The organism is Psychromicrobium ferritrahens, from assembly GCF_043789415.1.
Lineage (GTDB): Bacteria > Actinomycetota > Actinomycetes > Actinomycetales > Micrococcaceae > Renibacterium.
Genome location: NZ_JBDLLW010000001.1, coordinates 41,738 through 56,709, shown reverse-complemented (window position 1 = coordinate 56,709; position 14,972 = coordinate 41,738). Strand labels below are relative to the sequence as shown.

The window sequence follows — 14,972 nt, the reverse complement described above, 5'->3', positions numbered from 1 at the left end:
TGCCTCCCAGGCGGTTTAAGGCGTTCTGACCATGGCATACGGGGACCACGGAAGCCTTCACTGATGTTATCGGCTAGGCCGGTGGAAAGTCATTTCGCCGCTCTGCTAGCGTTGGGATCAGTGCTGATGGAGCTCTTGAAACCCCAGGCGCACCTTGGCCACATTCATCGGCTTCGGCTTGATGATCCTACTTTCGGCGGTGATTAGATGAACGAGCATCCAATTCTCGTGGTGATGGGAGTTTCGGGCTCCGGGAAGACCACGGTAGCCGCGCTGCTCGCCGGGCAGCTGGGCTGGGACTACCTTGAAGGCGATCAGCTGCACCCGCCGGAGAACGTCGCCAAGATGTCAGCCGGCACGCCGTTGACCGATGAAGACCGCTGGCCCTGGCTCGAGAAGATCTCCGAATGGATCACCGAGCACGAGCGAACCGGACAGGCCGGCGTCGTCACCTGCTCGGCTTTGAAACGCCGCTATCGAGACCGGTTGAGACTGCCCAACGTCGTCTTCGTCTACCTTGCTGGGACTCGCGAAGAAATTTCAGCACGTCTCTCTGTCCGGCACGGGCATTTCATGCCCTCATCTCTACTGGATTCTCAGTTCGAGGCCCTGGAGCCTCCCGAAGATGACGAGCGCGCGCTGAGCGTAAAGATCAGCGGATCGCCGTCCCAGGAAGTCGCTGAAATCATTGAGCGACTCGGCCTGCTGAGCTCTCAGCCGGACTGATCAGTTCACACCCCAGGGGCCGAGTATGCCGCCGTTCCAGGGCAGCACCAGATAACCATCGCAGCTATCCTGAAGCGCTTCCTGCAGTTCAAGCATGGTATTGATCTCCTCAAGAGCCTCCTGTAGATCTGAGATCTGCACCAGGAAACGAGCTGAGCATTCTTTGAGGGGCTGCCACTGCTGCTCAGCGCCTGCTGCTTGGCTGGCCTCCGCAGCGACCTGTTCAGATTCCTCTAGGCTGACCTGGAAGCTCAGCCCTTCGGCTTCTACCGTAAAAGTGTTCTCCGTACTACTCGTCGCTTCAAGGTCATGGAGGGGCAGAGTCTCCTGGGCCTTGGCAAGAGTTGCCGCCCCGGAGCGGAAGTAGACAAAAAACCGATCCCGGTCTGAAGAGCTCATGATTCAGCTTACCGACCCTGCCCCAAGGCATAAACTCTGAACATGCCAGAAATGATCCGCAGCACGGTGCTGCAGCTTCTCGAAGAACATCAAGGCGACTCGGTGCCGCCCATCGTGCAGGCCGGACACCCCGTGTTGAGAGTCGTTTCGGCTCCCTGGGACGGGCAGCTCGAACAGGGCGAACTCGAGGCGCTCATCGAATTGATGCGCCGTACCATGCACGCCGCGCCCGGCGTCGGACTCGCCGCTCCGCAACTCGGTATTCCGCTGCAATTGGCGGTAATGGAAGACCTGCATCCGGTCTCCGAAGAAGTACGACTCACCCGGGAACGGCAGGAATTGCCCTTTTTCGCCGTCCTGAATCCCAGCTACCAGCCGCTCGGTGCTGAATCTGTGGATTTCTTCGAGGGCTGCCTGTCCATGTCAGGCTGGCAGGCCGTGGTCAGCCGTCACCGTTCGGTTGGCCTGAGCTTCATCACGCCGGAGGGCGAAAGCAACTACCGGGAATTCGCCGGCTGGCAGGCCCGGATCGTGCAGCACGAGACCGATCATCTCGCCGGGACCCTCTACATCGACAAGGCGAAAACCCGCTCGCTGAGCAACAATGCTGAATACGCGGAGCGCTGGGCCCAGCCGACTATCGATCTGGCGCGTGAAAGCTTGGGCTTCTAGATTTCTGGTTTCTAGATTTCGACGACGGCCTGGTTCTGTTCGGTGGGCAGGTAGCGACTCCACCAGCGCAGAATGTGCTCGAAGCGCTGTTTCCGGTGCTGCGGCAGCCCCGAACGGGATAGTTCATGGTTCTCCCCCGGGAAGATCAACAACTCAGTCTCGACGCCGAGCTTCTTGAGCCCGACGAAATACCGCTGTGCCTGCTCAATCGGGCACCGCCAGTCCTCTTCCGAATGAATCACGAAGGTCGGGGTTTGCACCTTGGCGAGGTGCGCCATCGGCGATTGCGCCGCTATCGCAGCGGCATCGGTTCCGTTGTATTCGCTGGGGAAGATCCAACCGATATCGCTCGAGCCGACAAAACTCACCGGGTCGAGGTATCCCCGTTCGACGATCGCGGCCCGGAAACGTTGGTCCTGGCTGATCGTCCAAGCGGTCAGATAACCGCCATAAGAGCCGCCCATCACGCCGAGCCTTGAGGAATCCAGCTGAGGGTATTCGGCGAGCGCTCCCTCCAAGAAGCCGAGCACATCGGCCAGATCGACAGTTCCCATCTGCCCCTTAATCGCCCGAGCATGCTGATAACCATAGCCACCCGAACCACGCGGGTTGCACATCACCACGGCGTACCCCGCGGAGGCATAGACCTGTGCCTCGTCGAAGAGTCCCCAGCCGTATTGCGCGAAAGGTCCGCCGTGAATGTTGAGCAGAACCGGGTGCGGACCTTCGCCTTCCGGCAGCAGCACCCAGCCGTGCACCGGGTAACCATCGGACGAGGAGAAGACCTGCTCTTCGGCCGGTATCAGTCCCGCCTGATCGCGGAATTCCCGGGAGAAATCGGTGAGTCGGTTCAGTCCTTGCCCGGTCAGTACCGCGAGATCACCGAAGCTCTCGCTGTCTGTCAGGCTGAGCACGATTGCCGGGTCATCGCCGTGTGCAGCAATCACCGCGTCCAGCCCGGTGATCAGCAGTTGCTCGTCCAGCAGATCCTCCAGTTCGCCCTGAGCGCTGATCCTGACCAGGCGTCCGGCGCCTCGCGAGCGTTCAACGGCCAGCACCGAATCCTCACCCCAGGGGATCAGATCGGGAGATTCACCGAAGTCACGGCTCGTGGCATCAGAGAGCCGTCGCCACGCACCAGACTCTGTGGCGAAAGGCTCTGTGGCGGAGCGGAGGTAGATGCCCACTTGACTCGCCACGAAATCCGTTCCGCTGCTGCTGAGCTCTTCTCCCAGCACGAATAACCATTTGCCGTCCTTCGACTCCACCGCGTTCATCACGGAGAACCCGTCGAAGGGCTGATTATTGAGCTGTGTCAGTTCATGGCCCTCAGCCGTCATCGAATACAGTTCGAGGCAGCCATCGGCGCTGTCCAGTCGCTCCCCGATGAAATAGATCCTCTCCCCCTGGGCGCTGTAGCGGGGTTGCGAGTGCGTCAAAGCATCGTCGGTGAGCTGTCTAGCCTCCGGGAAGGGTTTGAACGGCTCGTTCTCAGCGCCTTGCTTGGCCCGGCCCCTGGGTTCGAAAAGAGGTTCCGCCGTCTGCTGGGGAACCTCAAGTTCAAAGATCTGCGAGAGCTTATCGACGACGAAGCCCGCTCCGTTCAACCGGTATTTGTAGCCGGAGATGAGCCGCGGATCCTCGGCACCCGCAGCTACCCCTTCGACCGTGCCATAGCGCCCCTCCTGGGGCACCGCAGAGGCAAAGACGATGCGCCTGGAATCCGGCGACCAGCGGAATGACTCCACGCCGAGCTTCTGATCGGTCAGCTGCTGCGGCTCCCCGCCCTGAGCCTCCACCAGGTACAGCTGTGGAGCGTCTCCAGGATTAGTCCTCAAGAAGGCTAGAGCCTTGCCGTCCGGCGAGTACTTTGGCGCCGTGTCCCTGAAGCCCCTGGTGATTCGCCGTGGTTCCGCCAGGTCGTCCAACCGGACCTCCCACAGCTGGCCAAGATAACCATCCACACTCAAATCGGGGCGAGTCACCCCAATGACTGCACGGTTGCCATCTGGGTGCAAGGACGGCGCGGAAAGGGTTTTGATCAGCGGCAGGTGTTCTGGTTTCACCTTTCCGAGCCTACCTCTCCGGAAATGCCCTGTGCAGATGACCTTGTGCAGATGCCTTGGCAGATGGCTTGTGCAGATGCCCCAGTACAGATGACCCTGTCCGTTGCCTCCCCGCTTCATCAGCGACCAGGAGCTTTAGTCCATGCCCGAGCCGCACCGAGACCGGTCGAGTGGGTGAAGTCGCGACCGAAACAGCCCGACCGCTACGGGGCTAATGAGTAGAGGTCGTCTGAGACAGCGCCGTCTCAGAGCTAGGATGATGCAATGCGTCGGCTAAACATCTCAGCAACTGCTCTTGAGGCACTGCTCTGCCCGGTCTGCGCAGAGCAGCTCGGGTTGAATGAGACTGGGACGCCCGGGGCGGTGTGTGCATCCGGGCATCGCTTCGACTTCTCGAGGTATGGCTATCTGAATCTGCTCAGCGGAACACCGAGTAAGTTCACCCCGGAGAGCGCCGAAATGGTGCAAGCCAGAAGCGATTTTCTGAGTGCCGGTTACTTCGCTCCGCTGGCTGCGGAGCTCAGTTCGCTGCTGAAAAGGCACGCACCAGCTCAAAGGGTGGATTCGCTCCTGATCGATGCCGGGGTGGGCACCGGCTATTATCTGAGTCTGCTACGAGAATCATTCCCCGGGCTCTCAGCGATTGGCCTTGATCTATCCCCGCTAGCTCTGCGGCAAGCGGTGCGCAACAATCCCGAGACGCTTCAAGTGGTCTGGGACCTTTGGCGGCCTTGGCCACTGGCCGCGAAAACCGCAGATGTCATCACAGTGGTTTTCGCGCCGCGCAACGCAAGCGAGTTCCATCGCGTGCTGCGGCACGACGGCATCCTCATGGTGGTCACTCCGCTGGCCGAGCACCTGGAGGGTCTGCCGCTGTTCGCTGGCCGGCTGAGTCAGCAACCCGGAAAGCATGCAGTACTCCACGAAGGGCTCGCCGAGCATTTCGAACTCGCCGAGGAATCGGAGGTGAGGTTGAGTTTGCAGCTCGGCAACGAAGCGGCGAAGAGCTTGGTGATGATGGGTCCGTCGGGTCATCACCTCGAGGAGGAAGTGCTGCAGGATGCCCTCGACGCCGCTTCCTATCAGGTTCAGGCGGCCTTCAGGGTCTCCGTGTTCAGGCCGTTTCGCCTGGCAGCACAGCACTCGGTGTTGTCGTGGTCGAGATGACTGGCTGAGCACTCGGCTCTGGAGCGCTCAGATCGACCAGAAGGCAACGGAAGGCAATTTGCGTGATGGGCCCGATTCCGAGCGCGAACACCACTGTGCCCGCCCCGACGGTGCCGCCCAGCAAAAATCCCAACAGCACGACGGAGATTTCGATTCCGCTGCGGATCATCCAGACAGGTTTGGCGGTGCGTCGCACCAAACCTGTCATCAGCCCATCACGTGGCCCCGGGCCGAGTCGCGCGCCAACGTAAAGCGCGGTGGCGAAAGCCAGCAGCACCATCCCTGACAGGAACATCACTATCTGCCAGCCTAGTTCCCCAGGGCTCGGCAATACGGCCAGACCGAGATCGGCGAAAACCCCGATCAGCGCCACATTGACCAAAGTGCCGAACCCTGGCTTCTGGCGCAGCGGTATCCAGAGCAAGAGCACCGCTACCGATGTCAAGATGACGCACCAGCCAAAAGACAGACCGGTGGTTCGGGATACTCCTTGGGTCAGCACATCCCAGGGAGCCAGCCCAATATTGCCGTGCACCATAAGAGCTATCGCAAAGCCGTAGGCGAACAGCCCACTGAACAGCCGAAGCAGACGAACCGCGAGATTCCCGGTGCGGAGGAATGTTTTCATTTTTCAAGCATGGCGAAAATTGGCCTTTTGGCACATATCCAATTTCTTGAATCTGGCCTGTATAGCGGCCTTGAACTCGGCTAAAGTGGCCTTATGTCATCACAGATCTCCGCCCGCCGTCTTGCCCGTGATCTTGGCGAATGGCGCTCCCACCGCGCCGCGTACCTCGCCTTGGCAGATCGCGTTCGCGTGATGTTGATCGATGGCCGCTTGGCTAGTGGCTCGCGGTTGCCCGCTGAACGAGAACTCAGCTCGGCCCTCCAAATCTCACGCACCACGGTGGCGGCCGCCTACGCTCAGTTGCGCGAGGAACGTTATTTGCGCAGTGTCAGGGGCTCCGGTTCAACTCTGGCTCTGCCCGATGGTCAGCGCGGTCCGGTCCAGCTGACCCAGGAACTCCCGCTGGACTTCAGTAAAGCTGCGGCCGCCGCCTACCCGGGGCTCCCTGCGGCCTACCAGTTCGCTGTGGAGCAGCTACCGCACTATCTCAGTCATCAGGGTTTCGACATGCAGGGACTCCCCGAGCTTCGTTCCGCGGTGGCCGATCATTATTCGGAAAGAGGCTTGCCCACCACCCCCGAGCAAGTGCTGATTACCCTCGGCGCTCAGCACGCCCTCAGCCTGCTCACGCATACCTTGCATTCCCCGGGGGAACGGGTTCTTATCGAGCACCCCACTTACCCTCATGCGATTGATACCTTCCTGGCCGCCGGTGCCCGCCTGCTAGCCATGCCGGTCACCTCGGCGGGCGGCTGGGACATCACCGAAGGACAACTGCTGATCCGGCGTTCCGCACCCAGCCTGGGCTTCCTGATGCCCGATTTCCAGAATCCTACGGGCGCCAGCATGAGCGTCGAGGACCGACAGCGACTCGCCCGGATCGCCGCGCGGGAAGGCACCGTTCTGATCGCGGATGAAACCACCGCCCAGCTGGACATCGATCGCGGCCCGCTGCCGCCGATGGCGAGCTTCTCAAGCAGCATTGTGACCATCGGCTCGCTCGGCAAATTGGCTTGGGGCGGACTTCGAATCGGCTGGATCCGCGGGCCGAAGGACCTGATGGCCAAAGTACTCAGAAACAGGCCCGCTATGGATCTCGGCACTCCACTGGTGGAGCAACTGGCTTCTATTTATCTGCTGCGAGAAACCCAGTTGATGACCGCCAACCGCAGTCGAGAGCTACGGGGCGGCCGTGATTTCCTGGCCGCCGAGCTCACTGAGCACTTCCCGCAGTGGAAATTACAGCTTCCCGATGGCGGAATGTCACTCTGGATCAACACCGGCGACATCTCCTCTTCTGCGCTCGCGCTGGCCGCGCGGTCCGAAGGACTCGCCATTGTGCCAGGACCCAGATTCGGCCTGGAAGGCGCCTTTGAACGCTTCCTGCGCATTCCCTTCACTTATAGCCGTGAGGACCTGAAGGAGGGCGTCGGAGCTTTGCTGCGGGCTTCACACACCGCGGGGTCCATCCCCAGCAAACTCCCGCTACAGGCGGTCATCTGAGTTGCCCCGCCGGTAACGATTCACTGACATTCCGTGACTTACCCCCTGCCGAGCAGCATGCTCCGTAGTAGGCTGAAATTGTAGAACGGGTATTTCTAAAGTCAGGAGACTTCCATGTTCGAGTGGTTATTTGAAAATGGTTGGGCATTGTGGCTCATCGTTTTCCTGATTCTCGCTGGAATCGAGATCCTGACTCTCGACTTATTCTTCATTCTGATGTCGGTCGGCGCCTTCGCCTCGCTGGTTTCATATTTCCTGGGCGCTCCGCTCTGGTTACAAGTGGTGATCTTCTGCGTCGTGGCTCTGGCGATGATCCTCTTCGTCCGGCCGATAGCCCTGCGCCATCTGCACAAGGGGCCGCATGACTTGCGGACCAATGTGGATCGGCTGATCGGCCATCCGGCCACCGTCGTCGAACCGGTCAGTGTCGAGAGCGGGCTGGTCAAAATCGGAGGAGACACGTGGAGCGCAAAACTTCGAGGTGGCGGCGCCCTGCCGGTAGGGAGCAGCGTGATAGTCACCGAGATCGATGGTGCGACGGCGATCGTGGCCGCCGTGCCAGCCGCACCCACTCAAGGTTATCCGGCCGCTCCGGCCGGTCTGTAAAGTCCCGCTGAACAACGAGAAAAAGAGGAAAACATGGGTAACAGCGCAGGTGCTGTGGCTTTGACCATAGTGCTGGTGGTGCTGATCATCTTCGTGGTGATCGTACTGATCAGATCCGTCCGGATTATTCCGCAGGCACGAGCCGGAGTGGTGGAGCGACTGGGTAAGTACCAGCGCACCCTCAACCCCGGCCTGACCATCCTGATCCCCTTCGTGGATCGGCTGCTGCCCCTGTTGGACTTGCGTGAACAGGTCGTCTCCTTCCCTCCTCAGCCAGTGATCACCGAAGACAATCTGGTGGTCTCGATTGACACTGTGGTCTACTTCCAGGTCACTGACCCCCGGGCCGCGACCTACGAAATCGCCAATTACATCCAGGCTGTCGAGCAGCTGACCACCACCACCCTGCGTAATGTGGTCGGCGGTTTGAACCTGGAAGAAGCCTTGACCAGCCGCGACCAGATCAACGGTCAGTTGCGCGGTGTGCTCGATGAAGCGACCGGTCGTTGGGGCATCAGGGTCTCCCGGGTTGAGTTGAAAGCCATCGATCCGCCACTGTCGATTCAGGACTCCATGGAGAAGCAGATGCGTGCCGAGCGGGATCGTCGTGCTGCCATCCTGACCGCCGAGGGCACCAAGCAGTCGGCTATTCTGACCGCGGAAGGTGAGCGGCAATCCGCCATCTTGAAGGCCGAAGGCGATGCCAAGGCCGCGATCTTGCGCGCCGACGGCGAGTCTCAGGCCATTCAGAAGGTTTTCGATGCGATTCACAAGGGGAATCCCACCCAGAAGTTGCTGGCATACCAGTATTTGCAGACCCTGCCGAAGCTCGCCGAAGGTTCCTCGAATAAGCTGTGGATCATCCCCAGTGAGGTCGGTGAGGCGCTCAAGGGCATTGGCAATGTGTTGGGTCAGGTTAATCCAGGCCCGGATTCCGTCGATTTCGGCGATCCTGGGCAGGGCAGCACGGGAACCCATAGCGCTTAGCAAGTACTGCCATCCGGTATGATTGAAGCTCGCCTGAGTACCTCATGGAACACTAAGCGCCGTCATGGCGTTGAGATAAAGGCAAGCTTTTTAGCAAGGGAGAAATCATGAGTGATCGCAGTCTGCGCGGTATGCGCCTCGGTGCGCAGAGCATGGAGACCGAGTCCGGTGTTGAACCGGCACCCCGCCAGCGCGTGGAGTATCGATGCGAGGACGGCGAGCAAGTTTTCGTCACCTTCGCGGCTGAGGCCGAGATTCCTGCGGTTTGGGTATCCAAAACCGGTAAGGAAGCCGTTCTGGTCGATGGGGAGAAGCCCGTCGACTCCTCGGAGAAGCCGATCCGCACCCACTGGGATATGCTGCTCGAGCGGCGCACTGTTCCTGAATTGGAGACGATTCTGCAGGATCGTCTCGACATCCTCCGGGAACGCCGTGGCGAACGCGTGAAGAGCTCTAAATAAACTGAACACAGCAAAGAGAGGGCCAGGAACCTAAGTTCCTGGCCCTCTCTTCTATTCAAAGACTATGCGGTATTGAAGAACATTTTACCGCCTCAGGCGCTATTTTTTACCGGTGAGTTTCCGCCAGCGGGCGCTCAATCCCCATTTGGCCACATTGAGCATGGCCTCCTGGATGATATTGCCGCCCATCTTAGAGACTCCGTGCTCTCGCTCCACGAAGGTGATCGGAACTTCAACGACTTTCAGGCCGAGTTGCACTGTGCGCCAGAGCATATCGACTTGAAACCCATACCCCACTGAATCGACCTTATTGAGTTCAATGGCTTCCAGGGTTGCTCGTTTGAAGGCCCGGTAACCACCCGTGATATCTCGGTACTTCACTCCGAGCAGGATCCTGGAGTACAGGCTGCCGCCGAGTGAGATGAATTTCCGCTGCCAGGGCCAGTTCACCACCTGTCCGCCGGGGACCCACCGCGAGCCGAGCACCAAATCAGCACCTTGCTCGATGGCGTCCAGCAATAGCGGCAGTTGCTCCGGCTGATGTGAACCGTCCGCATCCATCTCCACCAAGACGTCGTAACCGGCCGCCAGCCCCCAGTTGAATCCGGCGATATACGCTGCGCCTAAACCCTCTTTGCCCTTGCGGTGCAGCACATGGACCTGCGGATCTTCCGCGGCGAACTGATCGGCGAGCTCCCCCGTGCCATCAGGACTGTTGTCGTCTGCGATCAGAACATCCGCGGTGGGCACGGCTTGACGCAGCCGCGCCAAGGTCAGGGGCAACGACTCCAACTCGTTATAGGTTGGAATGATAGTCAGAACGCGCACGCAGTGGCCTTTCTTTGCTTTTTGGCACAGAAAACCAGTATACGGGCAGAGAAATGGGTAGGTTCACGCGCCTTCGGGCCAATTTCGATGTCACCGTCACGATGCACCCAAACTGTTTTCTACTGACGCGTGAACCTACCCGTTACAAGAGCCACCAAGGCGCGTCATACGCTTGCCTTGCGGCGGCCAGGTCCGCTCTCAGCAATCCGCTGAGGAGAGCCGATATGGAACCCGTTGAAGTAACAGCCTACGTCCTATGCGCTGGCTGTCAATCCAGGGTTGACCAGCGGGTTTAGATGTTTCCGCAGGTCAGAATGGGTGTAGTTACCGCGAAGTTTTTTGAAAATTCTGAGTATTTTCCGCTTCCTCGGCGTGTCGTAGGAACAGAAGACCATCAGATGTCTTAATTCGCGAACCGCTGATCCCAGTAAAGCGCGCGGCCCCGATGAACCGTACCTAAGCAGCGTGGCGAATTTTCAGTATCCAGTGCGGGCAGCAAAGGAGTCCGGGAACGCGGATCGGTGCTCCAGGACTGCACCCGGTCATCAGAAACCTGCACCATGAGTTCATCGACCTCCCATACCGCATAGCTGGCTGGAGCACCCGGAGCCAGTTGGCCCATCATCGGGTTCGATTCCCTGGCGGCACGCCAGCCGGCCCTGCTGTGGCCGATAAAAGCCGCGCGAGCCGATACTCGCTGCGCCGGCTGATGATGTTCCAGGCAGGCCTTCACACCCGCCCAGGGGTTCATCGGCGTCACGGGAGAGTCCGAACCCAGCGCAACGGGAACCCCGGCGGCGAACATTGCGGCCAGCTGATTCATCCCGGCCGCACGGCCTCCCAGCCGCTGTTCGTAGAGCGAAGCCGAACCGCCCCAGAAAGCATCGAAAGAGGGTTGCATGCTCGCGGTGACTGAATATTCGGCCAAGGTCGCAATAGCCGCTGAATCAGCCATTTCAACGTGCTCCAGACGATGCTGTGCGGAGCGGAGCGCAGCAGCCCCCACTTTCTCAGCCGCGATCCTCAATCCGGCCACCGCAAGGTCCATGCCGGCGTCGCCAATCACATGGAACCCGCCCTGCACGCCCACTTCGGTGCAGGCCGCCAAATGCGCGGCGATCTGCTCCGCGGTGAGGTACTGGCTCCCCCGCTGCCCCGGCAGATCGCTGTAATCATCACGGAGCAGAGCGGTTCGAGAGCCGATCGAACCATCGATATTGAGATCTCCAGCCAATCCCAGCGGCTGGATCCCCAGGGCAGCAAGCTCGTCGAGCACTTCGCGGCCCTGCTCTGCGGAGGAGATCAATTGCGCCCAATAGGGCAGGATCTGAGGTCCCGCCCCTTCCTCCGAAAGCTTCATCAGCTGAGCCAGATCCTGCAACGCTTCCCCGCCTGGAATAGCCATCTCTGCCAGGGCTACATAGCCCGCGCGAGCTGCGGCGTCCAAAGCCAGCTGCTGGAAGTGGCGACGCCGTTCAGGGGTCAGCGTCCTTGCCGCTTCACGAGCTGCGATATGGGCGGCTCGCACCACGAAGCCATCGGCGGACCATCCATCGAGCGCAGCCAGACCGAGCCTGTGCGCAAGTTTGCTGGAAACGAGCGCGGAATGCACATCCACTCGTGCCAAGTAGACCTCGCGACCCTCCGTTGCACTGTCCAGCTCAGCCGCCGTAGGTAGCCTGCTCTCAGTCCAGCGGGTCTCATCCCAGCCAAAGCCGAGGAGTACCCCGGCCGATTGAGGCGCCGAGCTGAGCCTGGTGAGGAGTTCCCGAGCCGAACGCACCTCGCTGAGATCAATGCTTTCCAGCGCGACGCCGCTCTCGGTGAGATGCACATGGGAATCCACGAAGCCGGGGGTGATCAATGCCCCTTCTAGATCCACCACGCGCATCCGCGCATCGGCGAGCGAAGCTGCGGCGTGCTCTCCGCCCACCCAGGCCACCGTGTCGCCGTCGACCAGCATCGCAGTCGCCAGAGGGTCGGCAGCGCTGTAGACGGAGCCGTTGCGGTACAAGATCAGAGACATCTGAAAGTCCTTCGTGACATAGCGGGTGAGAGAAGCTCAGGCGGCCAGGGCGGAATAGGCGACGACGCCGCGGCGCACCCGTTCAATGGCTTGCAGGCAATTTCTGCGGATTCCAGGGGGCAGGCCCGGAACTCCGGCTAGCTGGTCCAAAAGATCAATGACCTGCTTCGTCCAGCGCACAAAGTCTCCGGCGGCGAGATCGGTTCCTTCGAGAACAGCCTCGAGGTGGCGCCCCCTGGCCCATTTGATCATCGGCCAGACCAAGCCCAGCTCCGGTTCACCCGTCAAGGGTAGTTTGGCTTGAGCTTCCTGATCTTCCAGCGCGGACCACTGCCGGATCAGAACCTCGACGGCGTTCTCCAGCGCGGCATTGGGCATCCGCGGTCGTAAGCCCCGTTCCTCGCGTTTGGCCTGAAAGACCAGAGCCGAGGCGAAGGCCGCCATGTCGTTGGGGTCGAGGTCATCGAATGCACCCTCCCGAAGGCACAGCGCGATCAGCAGGTCCTTGTCACCGTAGATTCTGCGCAGTCGCTGCCCCGCCACCGTCGGCCGAAGAGTCTGATCAGGGCCGGGCTCCAGGAAATCATAGGATTGCAGCACCTCGCAGACCCGATCGAAGGTCTTCGCTATGGTTCCGGTGCGCCCTTGAATCTGGCGCACCAGGGCATCGGTCTCCCGGCGCAGCCGCCACCAGCGCTCGGACCATCGGGCGTGTGCCTCCCGGTCCGAACAGCCGTGACAGGGATGCGCACGAAGCCGACGACGCAGCTCTGAGATCTTCTCCTCCTGAGCGGCATAGCCGCTGGACGAGAAAGCATCGCTACGCGGCACCGCACCGCTCTTAGTAGCCACCAGGGCGTGCTGCAGGGCGGCGAGCAGGTTCTTCCGGTCCTTGGGCTGGCGGATATTGAACTGTTTGGGCACACGCAGATGATTCAGGACGGTGATCGGGCCGTTCAGGTCTTGTCGGCTGAGCCTCCTAGTATCACGGTCCTCGGTCAGGACCGTGGGGCGAGGTTCGCCGACGTGGGGATCAGCGGCGACCACCACGGCATACCCCGGGGAACGTCCGTGTGTCACTTCAATGACATCTCCCGGGCGCAAGGCGGAGAGAGATTCATCGATCTCATCTCGCCTGGCGCGGCTGCGCTGCTGAGCGGCTGAGCTTTCCAGATCGCTGAGTTCGCGGCGAAGCTGGGCGTATTCGCTGAAGTCTCCCAGATGACAAGTCATCGATTCGCGGTACCCGGCAAGCGATTCTTCCCGGCTGCGTACTTGCCGCGCAAGCCCCACGACTGAGCGATCGGCTTGGAATTGAGCGAAGGAGGATTCTAGAATCTCCCGGGATCTGTTGCGTCCAAACTGCGCGATCAGGTTGATGCTCATATTGTAGGTCGGCCGAAAGCTTGAATTGAGCGGGTAGGTGCGCCGCGAGGCGAGGCCGGCCACGGCTCCGGGATCGGTACCGGGTTGCCACAGTACGACGGCGTGTCCCTCCACGTCGATGCCGCGTCGGCCCGCCCTGCCGGTGAGCTGGGTGTACTCCCCCGCGGTCACATTCACGTGGGATTCACCGTTGAACTTCTCTAATTTCTCCAGCACCACTGAGCGAGCCGGCATATTCACACCGAGCGCCAGGGTTTCAGTGGCGAAAACAGCGCGAACCAGGCCTTCCACGAAGAGCGTCTCCACGAGTTCCTTGAAGGTGGGCAACATACCCGCATGGTGAGCGGCAACGCCTCGTAAGAGCCCCTCCCGCCAGGACCAGTAGCCCAGCACCTCCAGATCATCGCTAGGGATGTCCTGGCTGGCCAGTTCGATCCGAGCTGAGATCTCCTGCCGTTCAGCCTCGGTGGTGAGCATCAAGCCGTGGTCGACGCACTGCCGGACGGCGGCGTCGCAACCCGCACGGGAGAAGATGAAGGTAATGGCCGGTAAGAGTTCGGCTCGGTCAAGCGCCAGGATGACCTGGGATCTGCTCGCGGTGCGCACCGGTGACTGGCCAGCCTCGGGCTTATCCCAGCCCGACTGCCCACCGCCTTTTCGGCGGGGCTGATTCCGGCCCCGCGCGCCGCGGCCACCGTGCGCGAAACGTCCCCGCAATCGGTTCTGCGCTTCCGTATGGGCCAATTGGGTGAGTTCCGCGTTGACAGCGGGAATGCCCCCCTGTTCCGCCGCAAGCTCATCGAAAGAGGTATCCCCGGCGAAAAGATCCACAATGTCTTTGCCGACCATCACGTGCTGCCAGAGCGGTACCGGGCGGTGCTCGGAGACGATCACCGCGGTGGAGCCGCGCACGGTGTCCAGCCAGGCTCCGAATTCTTCGGCGTTGGAAACCGTAGCGCTCAATGACACCACCTGGACTTCGCTGGGCAGGTGGATGATCACTTCCTCCCAGACCGCGCCGCGGAATCGGTCCGCCAGGTAGTGCACTTCATCCATCACCACGAAGGCCAGGTCGTCAAGGGCATCCGAACCTGCATAGAGCATATTGCGCAAGACCTCGGTGGTCATCACCACAATGGAGGCCTCCGGATTGATCGAGGAATCCCCGGTCAGCAAGCCGACGTCGCGTGCCCCGTATTTAGCGGAGAGCTCGGCATATTTCTGATTGCTCAGCGCCTTGATCGGAGTGGTGTAAAAAGCCTTCAGGCCACGGGCCAAAGCGAGATAGACGGCGAATTCACCGATGATGGTCTTTCCAGCACCGGTGGGCGCAGCAACCAGAACACCCTGACCGGCTTCGAGTGATTTGCAGGCGTCCATCTGGAATTCATCGAGTTCGAAATCGAAGGTTTCCTTGAAGGAGCCAAACTCGGTTCGGGATTCCGCCAATCGCTCCCTGGCTGCCTGGTAGCGTTCGGCCGGAGATTGTGTTGGCATAGTCCAAGCCTACGACCATG

The 14,972-nt window shown here is 60.7% G+C and carries 13 protein-coding genes; 7 read left to right on the top strand and 6 right to left on the bottom strand.

Annotation, left to right across the window (positions count from 1 at the left end; genetic code table 11):
- Positions 1 to 207 precede the first annotated feature (207 nt).
- Positions 208 to 726 carry a gluconokinase gene (locus ABDK06_RS00265; RefSeq protein WP_394937724.1) on the top strand — a complete coding sequence of 173 codons (519 nt, stop codon included), beginning with the start codon at positions 208 to 210 and terminating at the stop codon, positions 724 to 726.
- Here ABDK06_RS00265 and ABDK06_RS00260 read toward each other — a convergent pair whose 3' ends face one another.
- On the bottom strand, positions 727 to 1,125 hold the full coding sequence (locus ABDK06_RS00260) for a hypothetical protein (RefSeq protein ID WP_394937722.1): 399 nt from the start codon (positions 1,123 to 1,125) through the stop codon (positions 727 to 729).
- Positions 1,126 to 1,167: 42 nt separating this feature from the next.
- Here ABDK06_RS00260 and ABDK06_RS00255 point away from each other — a divergent pair, with 42 nt between their 5' ends.
- Positions 1,168 to 1,797, top strand: a complete 630-nt coding sequence (locus tag ABDK06_RS00255) for a peptide deformylase (RefSeq protein WP_394937720.1) — start codon at positions 1,168 to 1,170, stop codon at positions 1,795 to 1,797.
- 11 nt (positions 1,798 to 1,808) lie between these two features.
- Here the strand turns inward: ABDK06_RS00255 and ABDK06_RS00250 are convergent, their stop codons facing one another.
- Complete coding sequence (locus tag ABDK06_RS00250) at positions 1,809 to 3,863, bottom strand: S9 family peptidase (protein ID WP_394937718.1); 2,055 nt, start codon at positions 3,861 to 3,863, stop codon at positions 1,809 to 1,811.
- 264 nt (positions 3,864 to 4,127) lie between these two features.
- Between ABDK06_RS00250 and ABDK06_RS00245 the strand changes: the two genes are divergently transcribed.
- Positions 4,128 to 5,030, top strand: a complete 903-nt coding sequence (locus tag ABDK06_RS00245; RefSeq protein WP_394937716.1) for a putative RNA methyltransferase — start codon at positions 4,128 to 4,130, stop codon at positions 5,028 to 5,030.
- Here the strand turns inward: ABDK06_RS00245 and yczE are convergent.
- On the bottom strand, positions 4,978 to 5,658 hold the full coding sequence (gene yczE, locus ABDK06_RS00240; protein WP_394937714.1) for a membrane protein YczE: 681 nt from the start codon (positions 5,656 to 5,658) through the stop codon (positions 4,978 to 4,980). The genes ABDK06_RS00245 and yczE overlap by 53 nt on opposite strands.
- Positions 5,659 to 5,751: 93 nt before the next feature.
- Between yczE and yczR the strand changes: the two genes are divergently transcribed.
- The 4 genes from yczR (at position 5,752) to ABDK06_RS00220 (ending at position 9,215) form a co-directional block, all read left to right on the top strand.
- Positions 5,752 to 7,161, top strand: a complete 1,410-nt coding sequence (gene yczR / locus ABDK06_RS00235) for a MocR-like transcription factor YczR (RefSeq protein ID WP_394937712.1) — start codon at positions 5,752 to 5,754, stop codon at positions 7,159 to 7,161.
- Positions 7,162 to 7,275: 114 nt separating this feature from the next.
- Complete coding sequence (locus tag ABDK06_RS00230; protein ID WP_394937710.1) at positions 7,276 to 7,767, top strand: NfeD family protein; 492 nt, start codon at positions 7,276 to 7,278, stop codon at positions 7,765 to 7,767.
- Positions 7,768 to 7,800: 33 nt separating this feature from the next.
- Complete coding sequence (locus tag ABDK06_RS00225; RefSeq protein WP_394937708.1) at positions 7,801 to 8,754, top strand: SPFH domain-containing protein; 954 nt, start codon at positions 7,801 to 7,803, stop codon at positions 8,752 to 8,754.
- A gap of 107 nt (positions 8,755 to 8,861) precedes the next feature.
- Positions 8,862 to 9,215: an RNA polymerase-binding protein RbpA gene (locus ABDK06_RS00220; RefSeq protein WP_394937706.1), complete on the top strand. Its 354-nt coding sequence runs from the start codon at positions 8,862 to 8,864 to the stop codon at positions 9,213 to 9,215.
- A 99-nt stretch (positions 9,216 to 9,314) separates the two neighbouring features.
- Here the strand turns inward: ABDK06_RS00220 and ABDK06_RS00215 are convergent, their stop codons facing one another.
- From ABDK06_RS00215 to ABDK06_RS00205, 3 genes are all read right to left on the bottom strand, one after another.
- Positions 9,315 to 10,043 (bottom strand): polyprenol monophosphomannose synthase, encoded by a 729-nt coding sequence (locus ABDK06_RS00215; RefSeq protein WP_394937704.1) that lies wholly within the window; start codon positions 10,041 to 10,043, stop codon positions 9,315 to 9,317.
- Positions 10,044 to 10,446: 403 nt separating this feature from the next.
- Positions 10,447 to 12,069 (bottom strand): amidohydrolase, encoded by a 1,623-nt coding sequence (locus ABDK06_RS00210; RefSeq protein ID WP_394937702.1) that lies wholly within the window; start codon positions 12,067 to 12,069, stop codon positions 10,447 to 10,449.
- 36 nt (positions 12,070 to 12,105) lie between these two features.
- Positions 12,106 to 14,952, bottom strand: a complete 2,847-nt coding sequence (locus ABDK06_RS00205; RefSeq protein ID WP_394937700.1) for a DEAD/DEAH box helicase — start codon at positions 14,950 to 14,952, stop codon at positions 12,106 to 12,108.
- Positions 14,953 to 14,972: the final 20 nt, after the last annotated feature.